At 51.3% G+C, this 16,023-nt stretch carries 13 protein-coding genes and 4 tRNA genes; 14 read left to right on the top strand and 3 right to left on the bottom strand.

Annotated elements, in window-relative coordinates:
• The first annotated feature begins 1 nt into the window (after position 1).
• Together NYR02_RS11425 and murB are read left to right on the top strand one after the other, a co-directional pair.
• Positions 2-499, top strand: coding sequence for a low molecular weight protein-tyrosine-phosphatase (locus NYR02_RS11425; protein ID WP_260976491.1), 498 nt, complete (start codon positions 2-4; stop codon positions 497-499).
• Positions 496-1,521, top strand: a complete 1,026-nt coding sequence (gene murB / locus NYR02_RS11430) for a UDP-N-acetylmuramate dehydrogenase (RefSeq protein ID WP_260976492.1) — start codon at positions 496-498, stop codon at positions 1,519-1,521. The genes NYR02_RS11425 and murB overlap by 4 nt, the downstream gene beginning before the upstream one ends.
• A gap of 90 nt (positions 1,522-1,611) precedes the next feature.
• Here murB and NYR02_RS11435 read toward each other — a convergent pair whose 3' ends face one another.
• Both NYR02_RS11435 and NYR02_RS11440 read right to left on the bottom strand, forming a co-directional pair.
• Positions 1,612-2,337, bottom strand: coding sequence for a UDP-2,3-diacylglucosamine diphosphatase (locus NYR02_RS11435; protein ID WP_260976493.1), 726 nt, complete (start codon positions 2,335-2,337; stop codon positions 1,612-1,614).
• Positions 2,337-2,831, bottom strand: coding sequence for a peptidylprolyl isomerase (locus tag NYR02_RS11440; protein WP_260976494.1), 495 nt, complete (start codon positions 2,829-2,831; stop codon positions 2,337-2,339). The genes NYR02_RS11435 and NYR02_RS11440 overlap by 1 nt, the downstream gene beginning before the upstream one ends.
• 162 nt (positions 2,832-2,993) lie before the next feature.
• On the opposite strand from NYR02_RS11440, the gene NYR02_RS11445 reads away from it, so the two are divergent.
• Together NYR02_RS11445 and cysS are read left to right on the top strand one after the other, a co-directional pair.
• The gene (locus NYR02_RS11445; protein WP_260976495.1) at positions 2,994-4,664 is read left to right on the top strand and encodes a glutamine--tRNA ligase/YqeY domain fusion protein; all 1,671 of its coding nucleotides are present in this window, start codon (positions 2,994-2,996) and stop codon (positions 4,662-4,664) included.
• Positions 4,665-4,672: 8 nt separating this feature from the next.
• Entirely contained in the window at positions 4,673-6,043 is a 1,371-nt protein-coding gene (gene cysS / locus NYR02_RS11450; protein ID WP_260976496.1) for a cysteine--tRNA ligase, read from the top strand.
• Positions 6,044-6,122: 79 nt separating this feature from the next.
• Here the strand turns inward: cysS and folD are convergent, their stop codons facing one another.
• Positions 6,123-6,980: a bifunctional methylenetetrahydrofolate dehydrogenase/methenyltetrahydrofolate cyclohydrolase FolD gene (gene folD, locus NYR02_RS11455; RefSeq protein WP_260976497.1), complete on the bottom strand. Its 858-nt coding sequence runs from the start codon at positions 6,978-6,980 to the stop codon at positions 6,123-6,125.
• A 225-nt stretch (positions 6,981-7,205) separates the two neighbouring features.
• Here folD and NYR02_RS11460 point away from each other — a divergent pair.
• From NYR02_RS11460 to NYR02_RS11505, 10 genes are all read left to right on the top strand, one after another.
• Positions 7,206-7,282: transfer RNA gene (locus tag NYR02_RS11460), tRNA-Pro, on the top strand.
• Between the two features lie 25 nt (positions 7,283-7,307).
• Positions 7,308-7,384, top strand: a tRNA-Arg gene (locus NYR02_RS11465).
• A 26-nt stretch (positions 7,385-7,410) separates the two neighbouring features.
• A tRNA-His gene (locus NYR02_RS11470) sits at positions 7,411-7,486 on the top strand.
• A gap of 173 nt (positions 7,487-7,659) precedes the next feature.
• Positions 7,660-8,973, top strand: a complete 1,314-nt coding sequence (gene tig / locus NYR02_RS11475; protein WP_260976498.1) for a trigger factor — start codon at positions 7,660-7,662, stop codon at positions 8,971-8,973.
• A 113-nt stretch (positions 8,974-9,086) separates the two neighbouring features.
• Positions 9,087-9,713, top strand: a complete 627-nt coding sequence (clpP, locus tag NYR02_RS11480) for an ATP-dependent Clp endopeptidase proteolytic subunit ClpP (protein WP_260976499.1) — start codon at positions 9,087-9,089, stop codon at positions 9,711-9,713.
• Positions 9,714-9,808: 95 nt separating this feature from the next.
• Positions 9,809-11,095, top strand: coding sequence for an ATP-dependent Clp protease ATP-binding subunit ClpX (gene clpX / locus NYR02_RS11485; protein ID WP_260976500.1), 1,287 nt, complete (start codon positions 9,809-9,811; stop codon positions 11,093-11,095).
• Between the two features lie 130 nt (positions 11,096-11,225).
• The gene (lon, locus tag NYR02_RS11490) at positions 11,226-13,616 is read left to right on the top strand and encodes an endopeptidase La (RefSeq protein ID WP_260976501.1); all 2,391 of its coding nucleotides are present in this window, start codon (positions 11,226-11,228) and stop codon (positions 13,614-13,616) included.
• A 117-nt stretch (positions 13,617-13,733) separates the two neighbouring features.
• Positions 13,734-14,006 (top strand): HU family DNA-binding protein, encoded by a 273-nt coding sequence (locus tag NYR02_RS11495; RefSeq protein ID WP_260976502.1) that lies wholly within the window; start codon positions 13,734-13,736, stop codon positions 14,004-14,006.
• Between the two features lie 14 nt (positions 14,007-14,020).
• Positions 14,021-14,097: transfer RNA gene (locus NYR02_RS11500), tRNA-Asp, on the top strand.
• A 66-nt stretch (positions 14,098-14,163) separates the two neighbouring features.
• Positions 14,164-15,999: a SurA N-terminal domain-containing protein gene (locus tag NYR02_RS11505; protein WP_260976503.1), complete on the top strand. Its 1,836-nt coding sequence runs from the start codon at positions 14,164-14,166 to the stop codon at positions 15,997-15,999.
• Positions 16,000-16,023 lie beyond the last annotated feature (24 nt).

Raw genomic sequence — 16,023 nt, forward strand, 5'->3', positions numbered from 1 at the left:
TGTGCTGCGTGTGCTTTTTGTGTGTCTGGGTAATATCTGCCGTTCGCCGACCGCCGACGGCGTTTTCCGCAGCATGGTTGCCTCTGCCGGGCTGAGTGATCAGGTGCAGGTGGATTCAGCCGGCACCGCCGCCTGGCATATCGGCAAAACGCCCGATCCGCGTACTATCAAAGCCGCGGATGAGCGTGGTTACGATTTATCGCTGTTGCGTGCGCGTCAGGCGCTGGCCGCCGATTTTGATCAGTTTGATTATGTGCTGGCGATGGATCTGGAAAACCTCAGCAATCTGCGCGCATTAAAACCCGCCGCTGCGCGTACTGATCCCCAGCTGTTTTTGCGCAGCTTTGCCCGCCGCTTTAACATCGACGAAGTACCGGACCCTTATTATGGCGGTGCCGATGGCTTTGAGCAGGTGCTGGATCTGGTTGAAGATGCCTGTGAAGGTTTGCTGGCCGATATCCGCCAGCGTTTAAACCAGCGTTCAAAGGAAGCACCGTGAATCATCCCGTGCCTGAGGTACAGCAGAACTACGATCTGTCGGCGCTGAATACGCTGCGCTTACCGGCCAAAGCCGAAGCCTTTGCGCGTTTTTCTTCCGCCTCGGAATTGCTCAGTCTGCTGACGCTGGCGCAACGGCATAACTGGCCGGTGCGTGTTCTGGGCGGCGGCAGTAATGTGTTGCTGGCCGCCGATGTGCATGGTCTGGTACTGCAGTCGGCCATGACTTCGGTGCGTTTGCTGCGTGAAGATGTTACCCATCGCTGGCTGGCGGTGGATGCAGGCATGAACTGGCATCAGTGGGTACAGGGCAGCACAGAGTTTGGTCATGGGCTGGAAAATCTGGCGCTGATACCGGGTTCTGTCGGTGCTTCGCCGATTCAAAATATTGGTGCTTATGGTGTTGAAGTTGCCGACTGCATCGACTCGGTATCCGGCATTCAGCTCAGCTCTCGCCAGTGGCGCACGCTGAGTGCCGCCGAATGCCGCTTTGCCTATCGTGATTCCATTTTCAAACATGAGCTGGCTGGCGATTTTATTGTCACCCGCGTGGTCTTCCGTCTGGGTAAAATTTTTCAACCGGATCTGAGTTATGGCCCTTTGGCTAGCTGGGCGACGGCGCAGGGTGATGCCATTTGTCCGCAGGCGTTGATTGAGCAGGTGTGTGCGATCCGTAAGAGTAAATTGCCGGACCCGTCGCAGATACCTAACGCGGGATCGTTCTTCAAAAATCCGCTGGTATCGGTTTATCAGGCTCAGCAATTGCGTGAGCAATACCCTGCATTGCCGGTCTATCAGCAAGCTGATGGTCGTATCAAACTGGCGGCGGGCTGGCTGATTGAACAGGCCGGCTGGAAAGGGCGCTGGCTTGGCCCTGTGCGGATGCACGATCAGCAGGCACTGGTGCTGACGACGAATGGCGCGGCTGCTTATGCCGATATTGAGCAGCTGCGTAATGCGGTGGTCGACAGTGTGAATGAGCAATTTGGTGTGCAGCTGGAGCCTGAGCCGCAGCCGTTCTGAACATGATTTCAGCATCATGTCAGCCATAAAAAAACCGACGTTATGCCGGCTTTTTTATTACTGCAGTCTGGAGCTGTTTTGTCGCTTCATTCAGAACGTAAACTGACTGAGCTGCAGTCCGCTTTCTTCGCTCCAGCGGATCATCCAGCCGGAATTGTCTGACCAGTCGCCCAGTACCAGACGGCGGCGTTCGCGCCCGTTGTGCATCCAGCGGTGATCATCCGGGCGGTGGGTGTGGCCATGAATCAGGGTGGTAACACCGGCCTGATCCATTTCACGGTCTACCTCCTCAGGAGTGACATCCATAATGTCGGAGCTTTTCATCTGCTGACCGCTCTGGCTTTCACTGCGCACTTGGCGGGCAAAGGCGATGCGTTCTTCCAGTGGTTTACTGAGAAAGTCCTGCTGCCAGGCCGGGCTGCGGAACATCTGGCGCACTTTCATGTATTCCACATCGCGGGTGCAGAGGCTGTCGCCGTGCATCAGCAATACTGGCTCGTTAGCCAAGGGAGTCACGGTAGGGTCGTCCAGCAGAGTGGCGCCGGTTTGTCCGCAGAAGGTTTGGCCCAGCAGGAAATCGCGGTTGCCGTGCATGATAAACAGGCGGGTGCCTGAATCGCTGAGGCTGCGCAGAGCTTCTTTAATGGCGCTGACGAAAGGATGATCAAAGTCATCGCCCATCCAAACTTCAAAGAAGTCGCCGAGAATATAAAGCGCATCGGCATCCTGCAGATTCTGGAGATAATGCACAAAGCCCTGAGCCATGGCCGGGCGGCCAGGCTCCAGATGCAGATCGGAGATGAAATAAACCGCCATTACGCGATGATTTCAGCTTTTTCGATGATGACGTCATCGACAGGAACGTCCTGATGGCCCATACGGGTGGTGGTTTTAACGGCTTTGATGCGGTTAACCACGTCCATGCCTTCAACCACTTCACCAAATACAGCATAACCCCAGCCCTGAGTGGACTTGCTGGTGTGGTTCAGGAATTCGTTGTCAGATACGTTGATGAAAAACTGGGCGCTGGCGGAGTGTGGATCCATGGTGCGGGCCATTGCCAGGGTGCCAACGGTATTTTTCAGGCCGTTGTCGGCTTCGTTTTCGATTGGCATGTCGGTTTCTTTATTAACCATACCGGGTTCAAAACCACCGCCCTGAATCATAAAGTTGTCAATTACGCGGTGGAAGATTACGCCGTCGTAATAGCCTTCTTTTACATACTTTTCGAAGTTAGCGGCAGTTTTCGGCGCTTTCTCGTGGTTCAGTTCAATTTTGATGTCGCCGAAGTTGGTTTTAAGCAGGATCATGTGAAGCCTCTGTCATTGAATCGTGTATCCCTTGATGGGATTGAGTGCGTATAATACCGCCTTTTTCGCGGCCTGACAGCGCCGTAGCACGATTGCCGGAATATCCGCCCGGAACAGCTTCCGCGCGGTCAGCTTGCCGGTACTACTCAGAAACGGATGGTTATGACAGACACAACTCCAAACAGCCACAATTTCATTGCCAAAATCGTTCAGGATGACCTCGCCAGTGGTAAGGTTCAGAGCGTTGTTACACGCTTTCCGCCTGAGCCCAACGGTTATCTGCATGTGGGCCATGCCAAATCAATCTGCCTGAACTTCGGCCTGGCCGAACAGTTTAATGGCCAGTGTAACCTGCGTTTCGACGATACTAATCCGGAAAAAGAAAGCCAGGAATTTATTGATGCGATTAAAGACGACATCACCTGGTTAGGTTTTCACTGGGCAGGTGATGTGCACTATGCCTCCGATTACTTTGACCAACTGCACCAGTGGGCATTGCACCTGGTGGCAGAAGGTAAAGCCTATGTCTGTGATCTGAGCCCGGAGCAGGCGCGCGAATACCGTGGCACCCTGACCGAAGCGGGCAAAAACAGCCCGTTCCGTGAGCGCACGGCAGAAGAAAACCTGGCGCTGTTTGAGAAAATGCGTGCCGGTGAGTTCGACGAAGGCGCTTGTGTGCTGCGCGCCAAAATTGATATGGCATCGCCAAACATGAACCTGCGTGATCCGATCATCTATCGTATCCGTAAGGTGCATCATCACCAGACCGGTGACAAATGGTGTATCTACCCGACCTATGACTTTACCCATGGACAGTCGGATGCCATCGAAGGTATTACCCATTCCGTCTGTACGCTGGAATTTGAAGATCATAAGCCACTGTACGACTGGTTTATTGCCAATCTGCCGGTGCCGGCACAGCCGCGTCAGTACGAATTTGGCCGCCTGAATCTGGATTACACCGTGACCTCCAAGCGCAAACTGAAAGCTCTGGTGGATGAACAGGTTGTGGCGGGCTGGAATGATCCGCGTATGCCAACGGTTGCTGGTATGCGTCGTCGTGGTTTTACACCGCGCTCAGTGCGTAATTTCTGTGACATGATCGGTGTGACCCGCAGTGACGGTATGGTCGATGTGGCGATGCTGGAGCACGCGCTGCGTGACGATCTGAATAAACATGCACCGCGTGCGATGTGTGTGATCCGGCCGTTAAAAGTCGAGATCGAAAATCTGGCCACCGATCATCTGGAAATGCTCAGTGCCGAATATCATCACGAGCTGGATCTGGGTTCGCGCGAAATGCCGTTTACCCGTGAGATCTACATCGATCAGGATGATTTTAAAGAAGAGTACAGCAAGAAATTCAAAAAGAAATTCACGCCGGGTAAACGTATCCGTCTGCGTCATTCTTATGTGATCGAAGCAACCAGCTACGAAAAAGATGACGCCGGTAATGTTGTGCTGGTGCGGGCGAAATTAATTGAAGGCACGCTGGGTGAAAATCCGGCCGACGGTGATAACCCGAAAGGGGTGGTGCACTGGGTTTCGGCCAGTCATTCGGTGCAGGCAGAATTGCGCCTGTACGAGCGTCTGTTTAATCACCCGACGCCGGATAAAGTCGACGGCGATTTCATGCAGTTTGTAAATCGCGATTCGCTCACTGTTACTACCGGCTGGGTTGAACCTGCGCTGGCCAATGTCGGTGCAGAAAGTAATTTCCAGTTTGAGCGTGAAGGCTATTTTGTCGCCGACCGCTACGATCACAGCGCTGACAAGCCGGTCTTTAACCTGACCATTGGCTTGCGTGAAGATAAATCACTGCAGGCAGATTAAGGCTGATTATGACTTTGCAGATTTTTAATACGCTGACGCGTCAGAAAGAAGAATTCAAACCGTTACAACCGGGCAAGGTTGGCATGTATGTCTGTGGTATGACGGTTTATGATTTCTGTCACCTGGGTCATGCCCGGGTGATGGTGGCGTTTGATGTTATTGCCCGCTACTTGCGTCACCGTGGTTATGAGGTGAATTACATCCGTAATATCACCGACATCGACGATAAAATTATCAAGCGCGCCAACGAAAACGGCGAAGCTTTTGATGCATTAACCGAGCGCTTTATTGCTGAAATGCACAAAGATGCCGACCTGCTGGAAATTGAGCGTCCGAATGCGGAGCCAAAAGCCACGGCGCATATCGACGATATTATCCGTCTGGTCGAAACCCTGATCGCCAAAGGTTATGCCTACGCGCCGGGTAATGGCGATGTGTATTACTCGGTGCGTAAATTTGAAGGTTACGGCAAATTATCCGGCAAAATTCTGGATGATTTGGAAGCCGGTGCGCGTGTCGATGTTGACGAACATAAACAAGACCCTCTGGATTTTGTGTTGTGGAAGGCAGCCAAAGCTGACGAGCCACACTGGCATTCGCCGTGGGGAATTGGTCGTCCGGGCTGGCATATTGAATGTTCTGCCATGTCATCCTGCTGCCTGGGGGAAACCTTCGATATTCATGGTGGCGGCCCGGATCTTAAATTTCCGCACCATGAAAACGAAATTGCCCAGTCAGAAGCGGCTACGGGTAAAAAATACGTGAATACCTGGATGCATGCCGGCGCGGTTCGTGTCGATGGTGAAAAGATGTCCAAATCGCTGGGCAATTTTTTCACTATCCGTGAAATTCTGGAAAAATATCCGGCGGAAGTGGTGCGCTTTTTACTGCTCTCCAGTCAGTACCGCAGTGCGATCAATTATTCCGAAGACAGCCTGAAAGAAGCGCACACCAAGCTGGAGCGTTTTTATAATGCGCTGCGCGGCGTGGCGGTGGGTGAGGTTGCGGATATTGATAATGAATATTCGCAACGTTTCCATGCATCGATGGATGATGACTTCAATACGCCGGAAGCCATTGCCGCTTTGTTTGATCTGGTGCGGGCGGTGAATAAAGCCGATGGGGCAGAGCAGGCAGCATTGGCTGGTCAGTTGCGTTATCTGGCGGGTGTGTTGGGTTGTCTGCAATCGGACCCGGAAGCCTTTTTGCAGTCTGGTGCGGATGTCGATGAAGCCTGGATTCAGGGCATGATCAGCAAACGTGCTGAGGCCAAAAAAGCCAAAGATTTTGCTTTGGCTGATCAGGTTCGTGATGAGTTGCTGGCACAAGGCATAGTGTTGCGCGATGGCCCGGAAGGCACCAGCTGGTCGAAGCAATAATCCGCCGTTAGCGACCGATATGAAAAAGCCCGGGCAGAGTGATCTGTCCGGGCTTTTTTGTGTTCTTTATATTCAGTGATTACTGCTTGTGCAGGGTCTCGCAGGCAAACAGGGTGTTTTCCAGTAATTTGGCGCGGGTCATCGGGCCTACACCACCGGGAACCGGGGTGATGAAAGCGGCACGTTCGGCAGCGGCGGCAAAGTCCACGTCGCCAATCAATTTGCCGTCGGCCTGACGGTTAATGCCCACGTCAATTACGGTAGCGCCGGGTTTGATCCATTCACCTTTCACAATACCGGGTTTGCCAACGGCAACCACGACAATGTCAGCCTGCTGAACATGGTACGCCAGATCCTTGGTGAAGCGGTGGCAGGTAGTGACTGTGCAGCCTTTTAACAGCAGCTCCAGTCCCATTGGGCGGCCAACAATATTGGATGCGCCAACGATAACGGCATGTTTGCCACGAACGTCTTCGCCGGTGCCTTCGAGCAGGTCAACGATACCGGCCGGAGTGCAGGGGCGGAGCATCGGCATGCGCTGTGCGAGGCGGCCCAGATTGAACGGGTGGAAGCCATCAACATCTTTGGTCGGGTCGATACGTTCAAGAATTTCATCGGCTTTCAGGCCGGCGGGTAAGGGCAGTTGCACCAGAATGCCATCAACAGTGGCGTCGTTGTTCAGTTCGTCGATCAGGTCCAGCAGCTGCTGTTGTGATGTGGTTGCTGCCAGATCATAGGCTTTGCTGATAATGCCCACTTGTTCGCAGTCTTTTCGCTTATGCGCCACGTACACCTCAGAGGCTGGGTCGCTGCCGACCAAGATGACCGCCAGACCGGGCGCGCGCAGGCCTTTATCGGTGCGGGCCTGAACCTGCTGTTTAATGGATTCGCGAATCGCTTTGGCAGTGGCATTGCCGTCGATCAGTTGAGCGGTCATAAGCGCAGTAAACCTGTAGCAGTTATCAAAGCGCGCGATTTTCTCATGCGCGCTGAGAAAAACAAAGGCACCGCCCGCGTAAGCCTCCAGATAAATGCGAAAGCGGTTAAAAAATCACCGAACCGATTGTTTTTATTAATTATTTTCAAAAAGACGTTGACGAGGTTGGGGCTCATCTATAATATGCGCAGCCACTTACAGGGCACTTTGCCAAGTAGGTGAGTTCGGGGTATAGCGCAGTCTGGTAGCGCGCCTGGTTTGGGACCAGGATGTCGGGAGTTCGAATCTCTCTACCCCGACCATTTAATATCTGTATTAAATGGACATGCGCCCGTAGCTCAATTGGATAGAGCATCGGCCTTCTAAGCCGAGGGTTGCAGGTTCAATCCCTGCCGGGTGCGCCATATTGGCAAGCTCAGCAAAATTTGTGGTGGCCGTAGCTCAGTTGGTAGAGTCCAGGATTGTGATTCCTGTTGTCGCGGGTTCGAACCCCGTCGGCCACCCCACTCCTCCCCCTAAATTCCTTTTGTTTATATCTCCTAAGTGTTTGATTGTTCAAACATTCTAAATGGTTTCATTCGTGTCATGCCTTGCGTTATAATCCGCGCCTTTCTGATTTTATCGGCGTCAGGCACGAGGCCTGTGCGTTATTTCTTGAACAGTATATTGAGAGGCATCTATGCAAGTGTCCATTGAGACCACATCCGGTCTTCAGCGTGTAATGACCATTGGCGTTCCTGCAGCAGAAGTAGAAGGTAAAGTGACTGCTGAATTGAAGCGTATCTCCAAAGGCCAGCGCGTAAATGGTTTCCGTAAAGGCAAGCCGCTGCCTCCGGCTGTTGCCAAGCGTATGTTCGGTAAGCAAGCACGCTACGAAGCCATTTATCAGCAGATGCAACAGTCTTTCTTCAAAGCTGTGCAGGATGAGAACGTTAAACTGGCGGGTATGCCAACTTTTGAACCTACCGTTGACGAAGACGGTAAGGATCTGGAATTTAAAGCAACATTCGAAGTGTATCCGGAAATCACTCTGGCCGATTTCGGTGGTATCGAAGTTGAGCAGAAAACAGCAACCGTAACCGATGCTGATCTGGAAACCATGTTGGATACCCTGCGTAAGCAGAATGCCCAGTGGGAAGAAAGTGCTGAAGCAGCGGCTGATGGCGACCAGGTTGTGATCGATTTCGAAGGTTTCATCGATGGTGAAGCATTTGAAGGTGGCGCGGCTAAAGGTTACAGCCTGACTCTGGGTTCTAACTCAATGATTCCGGGCTTCGAAACCGGTCTGGTGGGTGCAAAAGCAGGCGAAGAGAAGACTCTGGACGTTGCTTTTCCTGAGGACTACCACAAAGAAGAACTGAAAGGTAAGCCAGCTCAGTTTAAAGTAACCGTTACTGCGGTTAAAAAACCTCAGCTGCCAGAACTGAATGAAGAATTCTTCAAAGGTTTTGGTGTCGAAACCGCTGATGAAGCTGAATTCAAAGTAGAAATCCGCAAAAACATGGATCGCGAACTGGATCGTGCCGTGCGTAACCTGACCAAGCAGCAAGTGATTGCTGGCCTGGTTGCAACCAACGAAGTGGAAGCGCCGTCTTCCCTGGTTGATCAGGAAATTGATCGTCTGCGTAAGCAAGCGGTTCAGCAGTTTGGTGGTGGTCAGCAACTGGATCCGAACATGCTGCCAGCTGAACTGTTCAAAGATCAGGCTGAGAAACGCGTTGTTATCGGTTTATTGATGAATGCGGTTATCGAAGCAAATGAATTGACGCCTTCGGCAGAAAAAGTAGCTCAGTTGATCGAAGAAGTGGCTGCGACTTATCAGGATCCTGAAGAAGTTCGCAACTACTACAACAGCAACCCGCAGCAGAAATCTCAGGTAGAAGCATTGGCTCTGGAAGAGCAGGCTGTTGAGAAAGTTCTGGCCGGAGCTAAGATCAGCCAGGCAGAAGCCACTTATGAAGAAGTGATCCGCGCGGCTAACCAGCCAGCCTGATCACTCACAGAGTGACTGACACAACGCCAATCAATGGCTAAACTCAGAGACAGCCGCACAACTCGCGGCTGTTTTTGTAAAAAAGCTAATTATGTCAGGGAGTACAGGGTCGAATGTTTGACTCCATGAAACAACAGTCAGAAATCATCCAGGCAAGCGGTCTGGTTCCAATGGTGGTAGAGCAGTCAGCCCGCGGTGAGCGTGCCTACGACATCTACTCGCGCTTGCTGAAAGAGCGCGTTATCTTCCTCGTGGGGCCGGTCGAAGACCACATGGCTAACCTGGTGGTGGCGCAGTTGCTGTTCCTTGAGTCTGAGAATCCGGACAAGGATATTCACCTGTACATCAACTCACCGGGCGGCTCCGTGTCTGCTGGCTTGTCTATTTACGACACCATGCAGTTTATCAAACCGGATGTCAGCACCATGGTGATTGGTCAGGCCTGCAGCATGGGTGCATTCCTGCTTGCCGCCGGTGCCAAAGGTAAGCGCCTGAGTGTACCGAACTCCCGCGTCATGATTCACCAGCCAAGTGGTGGTGCTCAGGGGCAGGCGACGGATATTCAGATTCATGCGCGTAATATTCAGGACACGAAAGAACGCCTGAACCGGATTCTGGCTCATCATACCGGTCAGAGTATTGAGCAGGTAACAGCAGATACTGAGCGTGATAACTTTATGGATCCTGATGCTGCACTGGCTTACGGACTGATCGATAAAGTCGTAACCAACCGCGGTTGATTGATTTAAGGCCGGATAACTCTGTTCCCGGCCTTGAAATACCCGATAAAAAGATCCATCTTCTGGATCAGTGCAACGAATAATGAGGCAGTCGAATGACCGACGATACAAAAGGCAAGGGCGACGATAGCGGTAAGCTGCTCTATTGCTCATTCTGCGGTAAGAGTCAGCATGAAGTACGCAAGCTGATTGCCGGGCCATCGGTGTTCATCTGTGACGAATGTGTTGATCTGTGTAATGACATCATTCGCGAAGAAGTACAGGAAGCCGAGAATAAAGGCTCAGGCGACAAACTGCCTACGCCGAAAGAAATCAAGGTGACTCTGGATGAGTACGTTATTGGCCAGGAAAAAGCCAAAATCGTTCTCGCGGTAGCGGTTTATAACCACTATAAGCGTCTGCAGAGCGGAGAAGGCAAAGCAGAGGTCGAGCTGTCCAAGAGTAATATTCTGCTGATCGGGCCAACCGGTAGCGGTAAAACGCTGTTGGCTGAAACTCTGGCGCGTCTTTTGAATGTACCTTTCACCATCGCTGATGCGACCACGCTGACTGAAGCCGGTTACGTGGGTGAAGATGTTGAAAACATCATCCAGAAATTGCTGCAGAAATGTGATTACGATGTTGAGAAGGCCCAGCGTGGCATTGTTTACATCGATGAAATCGACAAAATCTCGCGCAAATCAGATAACCCGTCAATCACCCGTGATGTATCGGGCGAAGGCGTGCAGCAGGCATTGCTGAAACTGATTGAAGGCACGGTTGCTTCTGTTCCGCCGCAGGGTGGGCGTAAGCATCCACAACAGGAATTCCTGCAGGTTGATACCTCCAATATCCTGTTTATCTGTGGTGGTGCGTTTGCTGGTTTGGACAATATCATCCGTGATCGCTCAGAGAAGAGCAGTATCGGCTTTTCTGCAACCGTAAAAGGCAAAGAGCAGCAGAAAGCGGTGGGTGAGGTTCTGCGCGAAGTTGAGCCGGGCGATTTGGTTAAATACGGTCTGATTCCCGAATTTATTGGTCGTCTGCCCGTTGTTGCGACTCTGGATGAGCTGGATAAAGATGCGCTGGTGCGTATTCTGACCGAGCCACGCAATTCTCTGGTGCGCCAGTATCAGAAATTGTTTGAAATGGAATCGGTTGAGTTGGAATTCCGCGATACGGCACTGGATGCAATTGCAACCTGTGCGATGGAGCGTAAAACCGGTGCGCGTGGTCTGCGCTCTATAATGGAAGGTGCGTTGTTACAGACCATGTACCGTATTCCATCTGAAGACCATGTAGCTAAAGTAGTGATCGAAGAAAATGTTATTAACGGCGAAGCAGAGCCGTTGATCATTTATGAAACGGCAGACGTTGGTAAGGTTTCACCCGACAACGCCTGATACTGATCATTATTGTTCAAACAAAAGGAGCCAATGGCTCCTTTTGTTTTTTCAGGCCTTGTATTTCTTGCGCTTCGCCCTCACTTCCTGACATATTGGCGTCAAAGACGCAGTTTTTAGGTGCATGTTCATGACTCAAGAAGTATTACCACTATTACCCCTTCGTGACGTGGTCGTTTTTCCTGCTATGGTGATTCCGCTGTTTGTGGGACGGGAAAAGTCGATCAACGCACTGGAAGAAGCGATGAGTCTCGACAAGCGAATTATGCTGGTCGCACAAAAAGATGCATCGGACGACGAACCTGGCAGTGACGACATGCATGAAGTCGGCACTATCGCCAATATTCTGCAATTGTTAAAGCTGCCGGACGGCACTGTAAAAGTGTTGGTTGAAGGTGATGTGCGGGCGCAGCTTTCAGAACTGATTGATGAAGAAGAATTATTTCGTGGCACGGTTGAAGCTATTGCCGCTGATGAATTAACCGAACGTGAAAACGAAGTGCTGGTGCGCTCATTAACCGGGCACTTTGAGCAATACGTTCAATTATCAAAGAAAGTCCCCAGTGAAGTGTTGTCAACGATTTCCGGAATCGAAGACGCCTCGCGCCTGGCCGATACGATTGCGGCTCATATTTCTCTGAAGCTGGATGAGAAGCAAAATGTTCTTGAAATGTTAGACCCGCGTGAGCGTGTTGAGCATTTAATGGAATTAATGGAATCGGAAATTGATCTGCTGAAAGTCGAAAAACGCATTCGCGGTCGCGTTAAAAAGCAGATGGAAAAAAGCCAGCGTGAGTATTATCTGAATGAACAAATGAAAGCCATTCAGAAAGAGCTGGGCGATCTGGAAGATGGCGGCAACGAATTTGATGAGCTGACGCATAAAATCGAACAGTCCGGCATGAGCAAAGACGCGCGTGAAAAAGCCGATGCTGAGCTGAAAAAATTACGCATGATGTCACCCATGTCGGCCGAAGCTTCCGTTGTTCGTGGTTACCTGGATTGGTTGGTGAACCTTCCCTGGAAAAAACGCAGCCGTGTGAATCATGATCTGGCCAATGCTAAAGACATTCTGGATGCTGATCACTTTGGTCTGGAAGAAGTAAAAGAACGCATTCTGGAATACCTGGCGGTACAGACCCGGGTTAAAAAAGTCAAAGGCGCCGTGTTGTGTCTGGTTGGGCCTCCAGGGGTTGGTAAAACGTCGCTGGGTAAATCTATTGCCCGTGCAACAAACCGCAAGTTTGTGCGCATGGCTTTGGGCGGGGTGCGTGATGAGGCCGAAATTCGTGGTCATCGTCGCACTTATATTGGTTCCATGCCGGGCAAGCTCGTACAGAAAATGTCCAAAGTGGCGGTGAAAAACCCACTGTTTCTGCTTGATGAAATCGACAAAATGGGTATGGATCACCGCGGCGATCCGGCTTCCGCTTTGCTTGAGGTGCTGGATCCTGAGCAGAACTCAACCTTTGCCGATCATTATCTGGAAGTGGATTTCGATCTGTCCGATGTCATGTTCGTGTGTACCTCCAACAGCATGGATATTCCGGGGCCACTGCTCGATCGTATGGAAGTTATTCGTATTCCGGGTTACACGGAAGCTGAAAAGGTCAGCATTGCACGCCGCTATCTGCTGCCAAAACAGATCAAACTGAACGGCCTGCATGAGCGTGAAATTGAAGTCAGCGATGATCGCCTGCGAGACATTATACGCCATTATACCCGTGAGGCTGGCGTTCGCGGTCTTGAGCGTGAGATTGCCAAGCTCTGTCGTCGCGTTGTGAAAGCCAACATGCTGGAGAAAAATCAGCAAACCCGTGAAATCAGCGAAGAGCTGCTTGATGAATATCTGGGTGTACAGAAATTCCGTTACGGCCTTGCCGGATTGGATAATCAGATCGGGCAGGTCACCGGTCTGGCCTGGACGTCTGTCGGTGGTGAGCTTCTTACACTGGAGACGGCTGCAACGCCCGGTAAGGGACGCATTGTGAAAACAGGCTCTCTGGGTGACGTTATGCAGGAATCCATTCAGGCGGCGCTTACCGTTGTGCGCAGTCGTGCTTTAGGCATGGGTGTATCACCGGAGTACTTTGAGAAGCATGATCTGCACGTTCATGTGCCTGAAGGTGCGACACCGAAGGATGGCCCAAGCGCGGGTATTGGTATGGCCACGGCTTTAGCGTCTGTAATGACCGGAATTCCGGTGCGCGCAGAAGTCGCTATGACCGGTGAAATTACCCTGCGTGGCAAAGTGTTAGCGATTGGCGGTCTGAAAGAGAAATTGCTGGCCGCTCATCGTGGTGGAATTAAAACCGTTATTATTCCGAAAGAGAACGAAAAAGACCTGCGCGAGGTTCCGGCCAACATTCTTGAAGACATGAGCGTCGTTGCGGTTGACTGGATTGACGAAGTGCTGGATCTGGCACTGGAAAGCAAACCGGAGCCTCATGTTGGTGAAATTATCACCAAAGATGAGGCTGCCGGGAAAAAAGACGACAATACCAGGCCCAGTACCCACTAAGGCCGCTTGACGGTATGGGGAGTGCTTGGTATAAATCGTCGCTCTAATATTTTCCTGTAGCGAACGCCCAGTCGCCTAACAAGAATTCACTATTGCGCACAGAGTAAGGGGATAAGTGTGAACAAATCTGAATTAATCGATGCAATTGCAGCTTCTGCAGACATTCCAAAAGCAGCAGCAGGCCGTGCTTTAGACGCCATGATCGAAACTATTGGCGGTGCACTGAAAGAAGGCGATCAGGTCGCTCTCGTTGGTTTTGGTACTTTTATGGTTAAAGAGCGCGCTGCTCGTACTGGCCGTAATCCACAAACCGGCGCTCCGATCGAGATCAAGGCAGCTAAAGTGCCAGGCTTCAAGCCAGGCAAAGCACTGAAAGACGCTGTCAACTAAGTTAGTTGGATTAAGGACCGGTAGTTCAGTCGGTTAGAATACCGGCCTGTCACGCCGGGGGTCGCGGGTTCGAGTCCCGTCCGGTCCGCCAAAATTAAAAGCGCATCCCTGATGCGCTTTTTTTGTATTGGTGGCTCGAATAATCATTGGAGGAAGCATGCTACAGACAATGCGCGATAATGCTCAGGGTATGATCGCTAAAGTAATTGTATTTTTTATTATCTTTGTCTTTGCGCTGTGGGGCGTTGAAAGCATTGTCAGTCTGGGCGGTGGTACACCGGCTACAGCGACAGTAGGCGATCAGGAAATCACGGAAGCAGATATCGTACGGACCGTTGAACAACAGAAAGCGAATCTGCGCCGCCAGTTTGGTGAGCAGTATGATGAGAATCTGTTCAATGAAAAGTTTCTGCGTCAGTCGGCGCTTGAACAGCTGATTGAGCAAAAAGTTGCCTTGGTTCAGGCGGATAAACTGGGACTGCGTGCAGCTTCCAGCGCCATTGATGAAACCATCGTAACGATTCCTGCATTCCAGCAGGATGGCCGTTTTGATAAAGAACAGTTCCAGAACGTGCTGCGCATGAATGGCTTGTCGCCACTCACGTTCCGCGCCAGTCTGGCAGACGATATCAAAACCAACCAGGCGCGTGCGGCGTTCGTATTAAGCAGCGTAGAAACCCCATTTGCGGTGCAGATCAGCGAAGCGCTGAACAACGAGCTGCGCACTTTCAGCTTCTACGAAGTGAATGCTAAAGATCTGGAAGCCAGCATTGAATTATCCGATGACGATATTCAATTGGCGTATGAAGCGAACAAAGATCGCTACAAAACAGAAGAGCAGGTTCGTATTCAGTACGTGCAGCTGAAGCGTGCTGACATTGCCGCTAAGCAGGATGTCTCTGAAGAAGAATTGCAGGCTGCTTATCTCGATTACCAGTCACGTGAACTGGCTAAAGAACAGCGCAGTTCAAGCCATATTCTGATCGAAGCGAATGACGATCGTAATGATGCAGACGCGCTGGCGCTGGCCCAAGAGATTAAATCACGACTGGATAAGGGCGAAGATTTTGCGGCTCTGGCCAAAGAATACTCTGATGATATTGGTACTAAAAATGCCGGTGGTAATCTGGGCCTGAACACCAAAGGAAGCTTTGTTCCGGAATTCGAAGACGTACTCTATGCGCTGCAGCCGCAGCAAATTTCTTCACCGGTTAAAAGCGAATTTGGTTATCACATTATCCGTCTCGACAGCATCGTCACTCCGGCGGTTAAAACGCTGGCTGAAATGAAAACTGAGTTGAGCCGTGAAGTGCGCGAAGGCAAAGCCGAAGCCATGTACGCCGAGCAAATGCAGGAATTATCGAATATATCTTTCTCTGCTGAGTCCATTGCTGATGTTGCCAGTGCCCTTAATCTGGAATTGCAGAGCACGGATTTTTTCAGTCGCCAGAATGGAAACGGTATTGCATTGAACGAAGGTGTTCGTCAGGTCGCTTTCCAGGAGAATGTAATGCTGGACAAGCAAATCAGCGAAGTTGTTGAGTTGCAGGATGGCGCTGTTGTTCTGGCGGTCAGCGAACATAACGATGCCTCGGTTAAACCACTGTCTGACGTTAAGGCTCAGGTTGTGGCGAATCTGAAGCGCGAACGAGCGTTGGCGCAGGCGCGTGTGCTTGCCGATGCTATTGTCAGCGGTGAAGAGCAGGCCAAAGCCTGGAAGAAAGTCTCTGCGACCTTCCAGCAGTCCAGTGAAGCCCCTCGTCTGGCACAGCAGAAAGCCTTTGCGCTCACTGTTGGCCAGTCGGATGTTGTAAAAACTCCGGGCGGTTTTACCGTGGTAACGCTGGATGCTGTTGATGCTAAAAACTGGCAGGATATGGCGTTGAGTGATGAAGCCAAGGAATCGGGTCGTGCGCAAAACAGCCGTGCAGACATGCTGAGCTATCAGGCATGGGCTAAGTCTGCTACCAAGATCGAACGTTCTGGTTCGTAATATCTGATGCCGGTTTAAACTCCG

It is taken from the genome of Thalassolituus pacificus (assembly GCF_025318105.1).
Classification (GTDB): domain Bacteria; phylum Pseudomonadota; class Gammaproteobacteria; order Pseudomonadales; family Oceanobacteraceae; genus Venatoribacter; species Venatoribacter pacificus.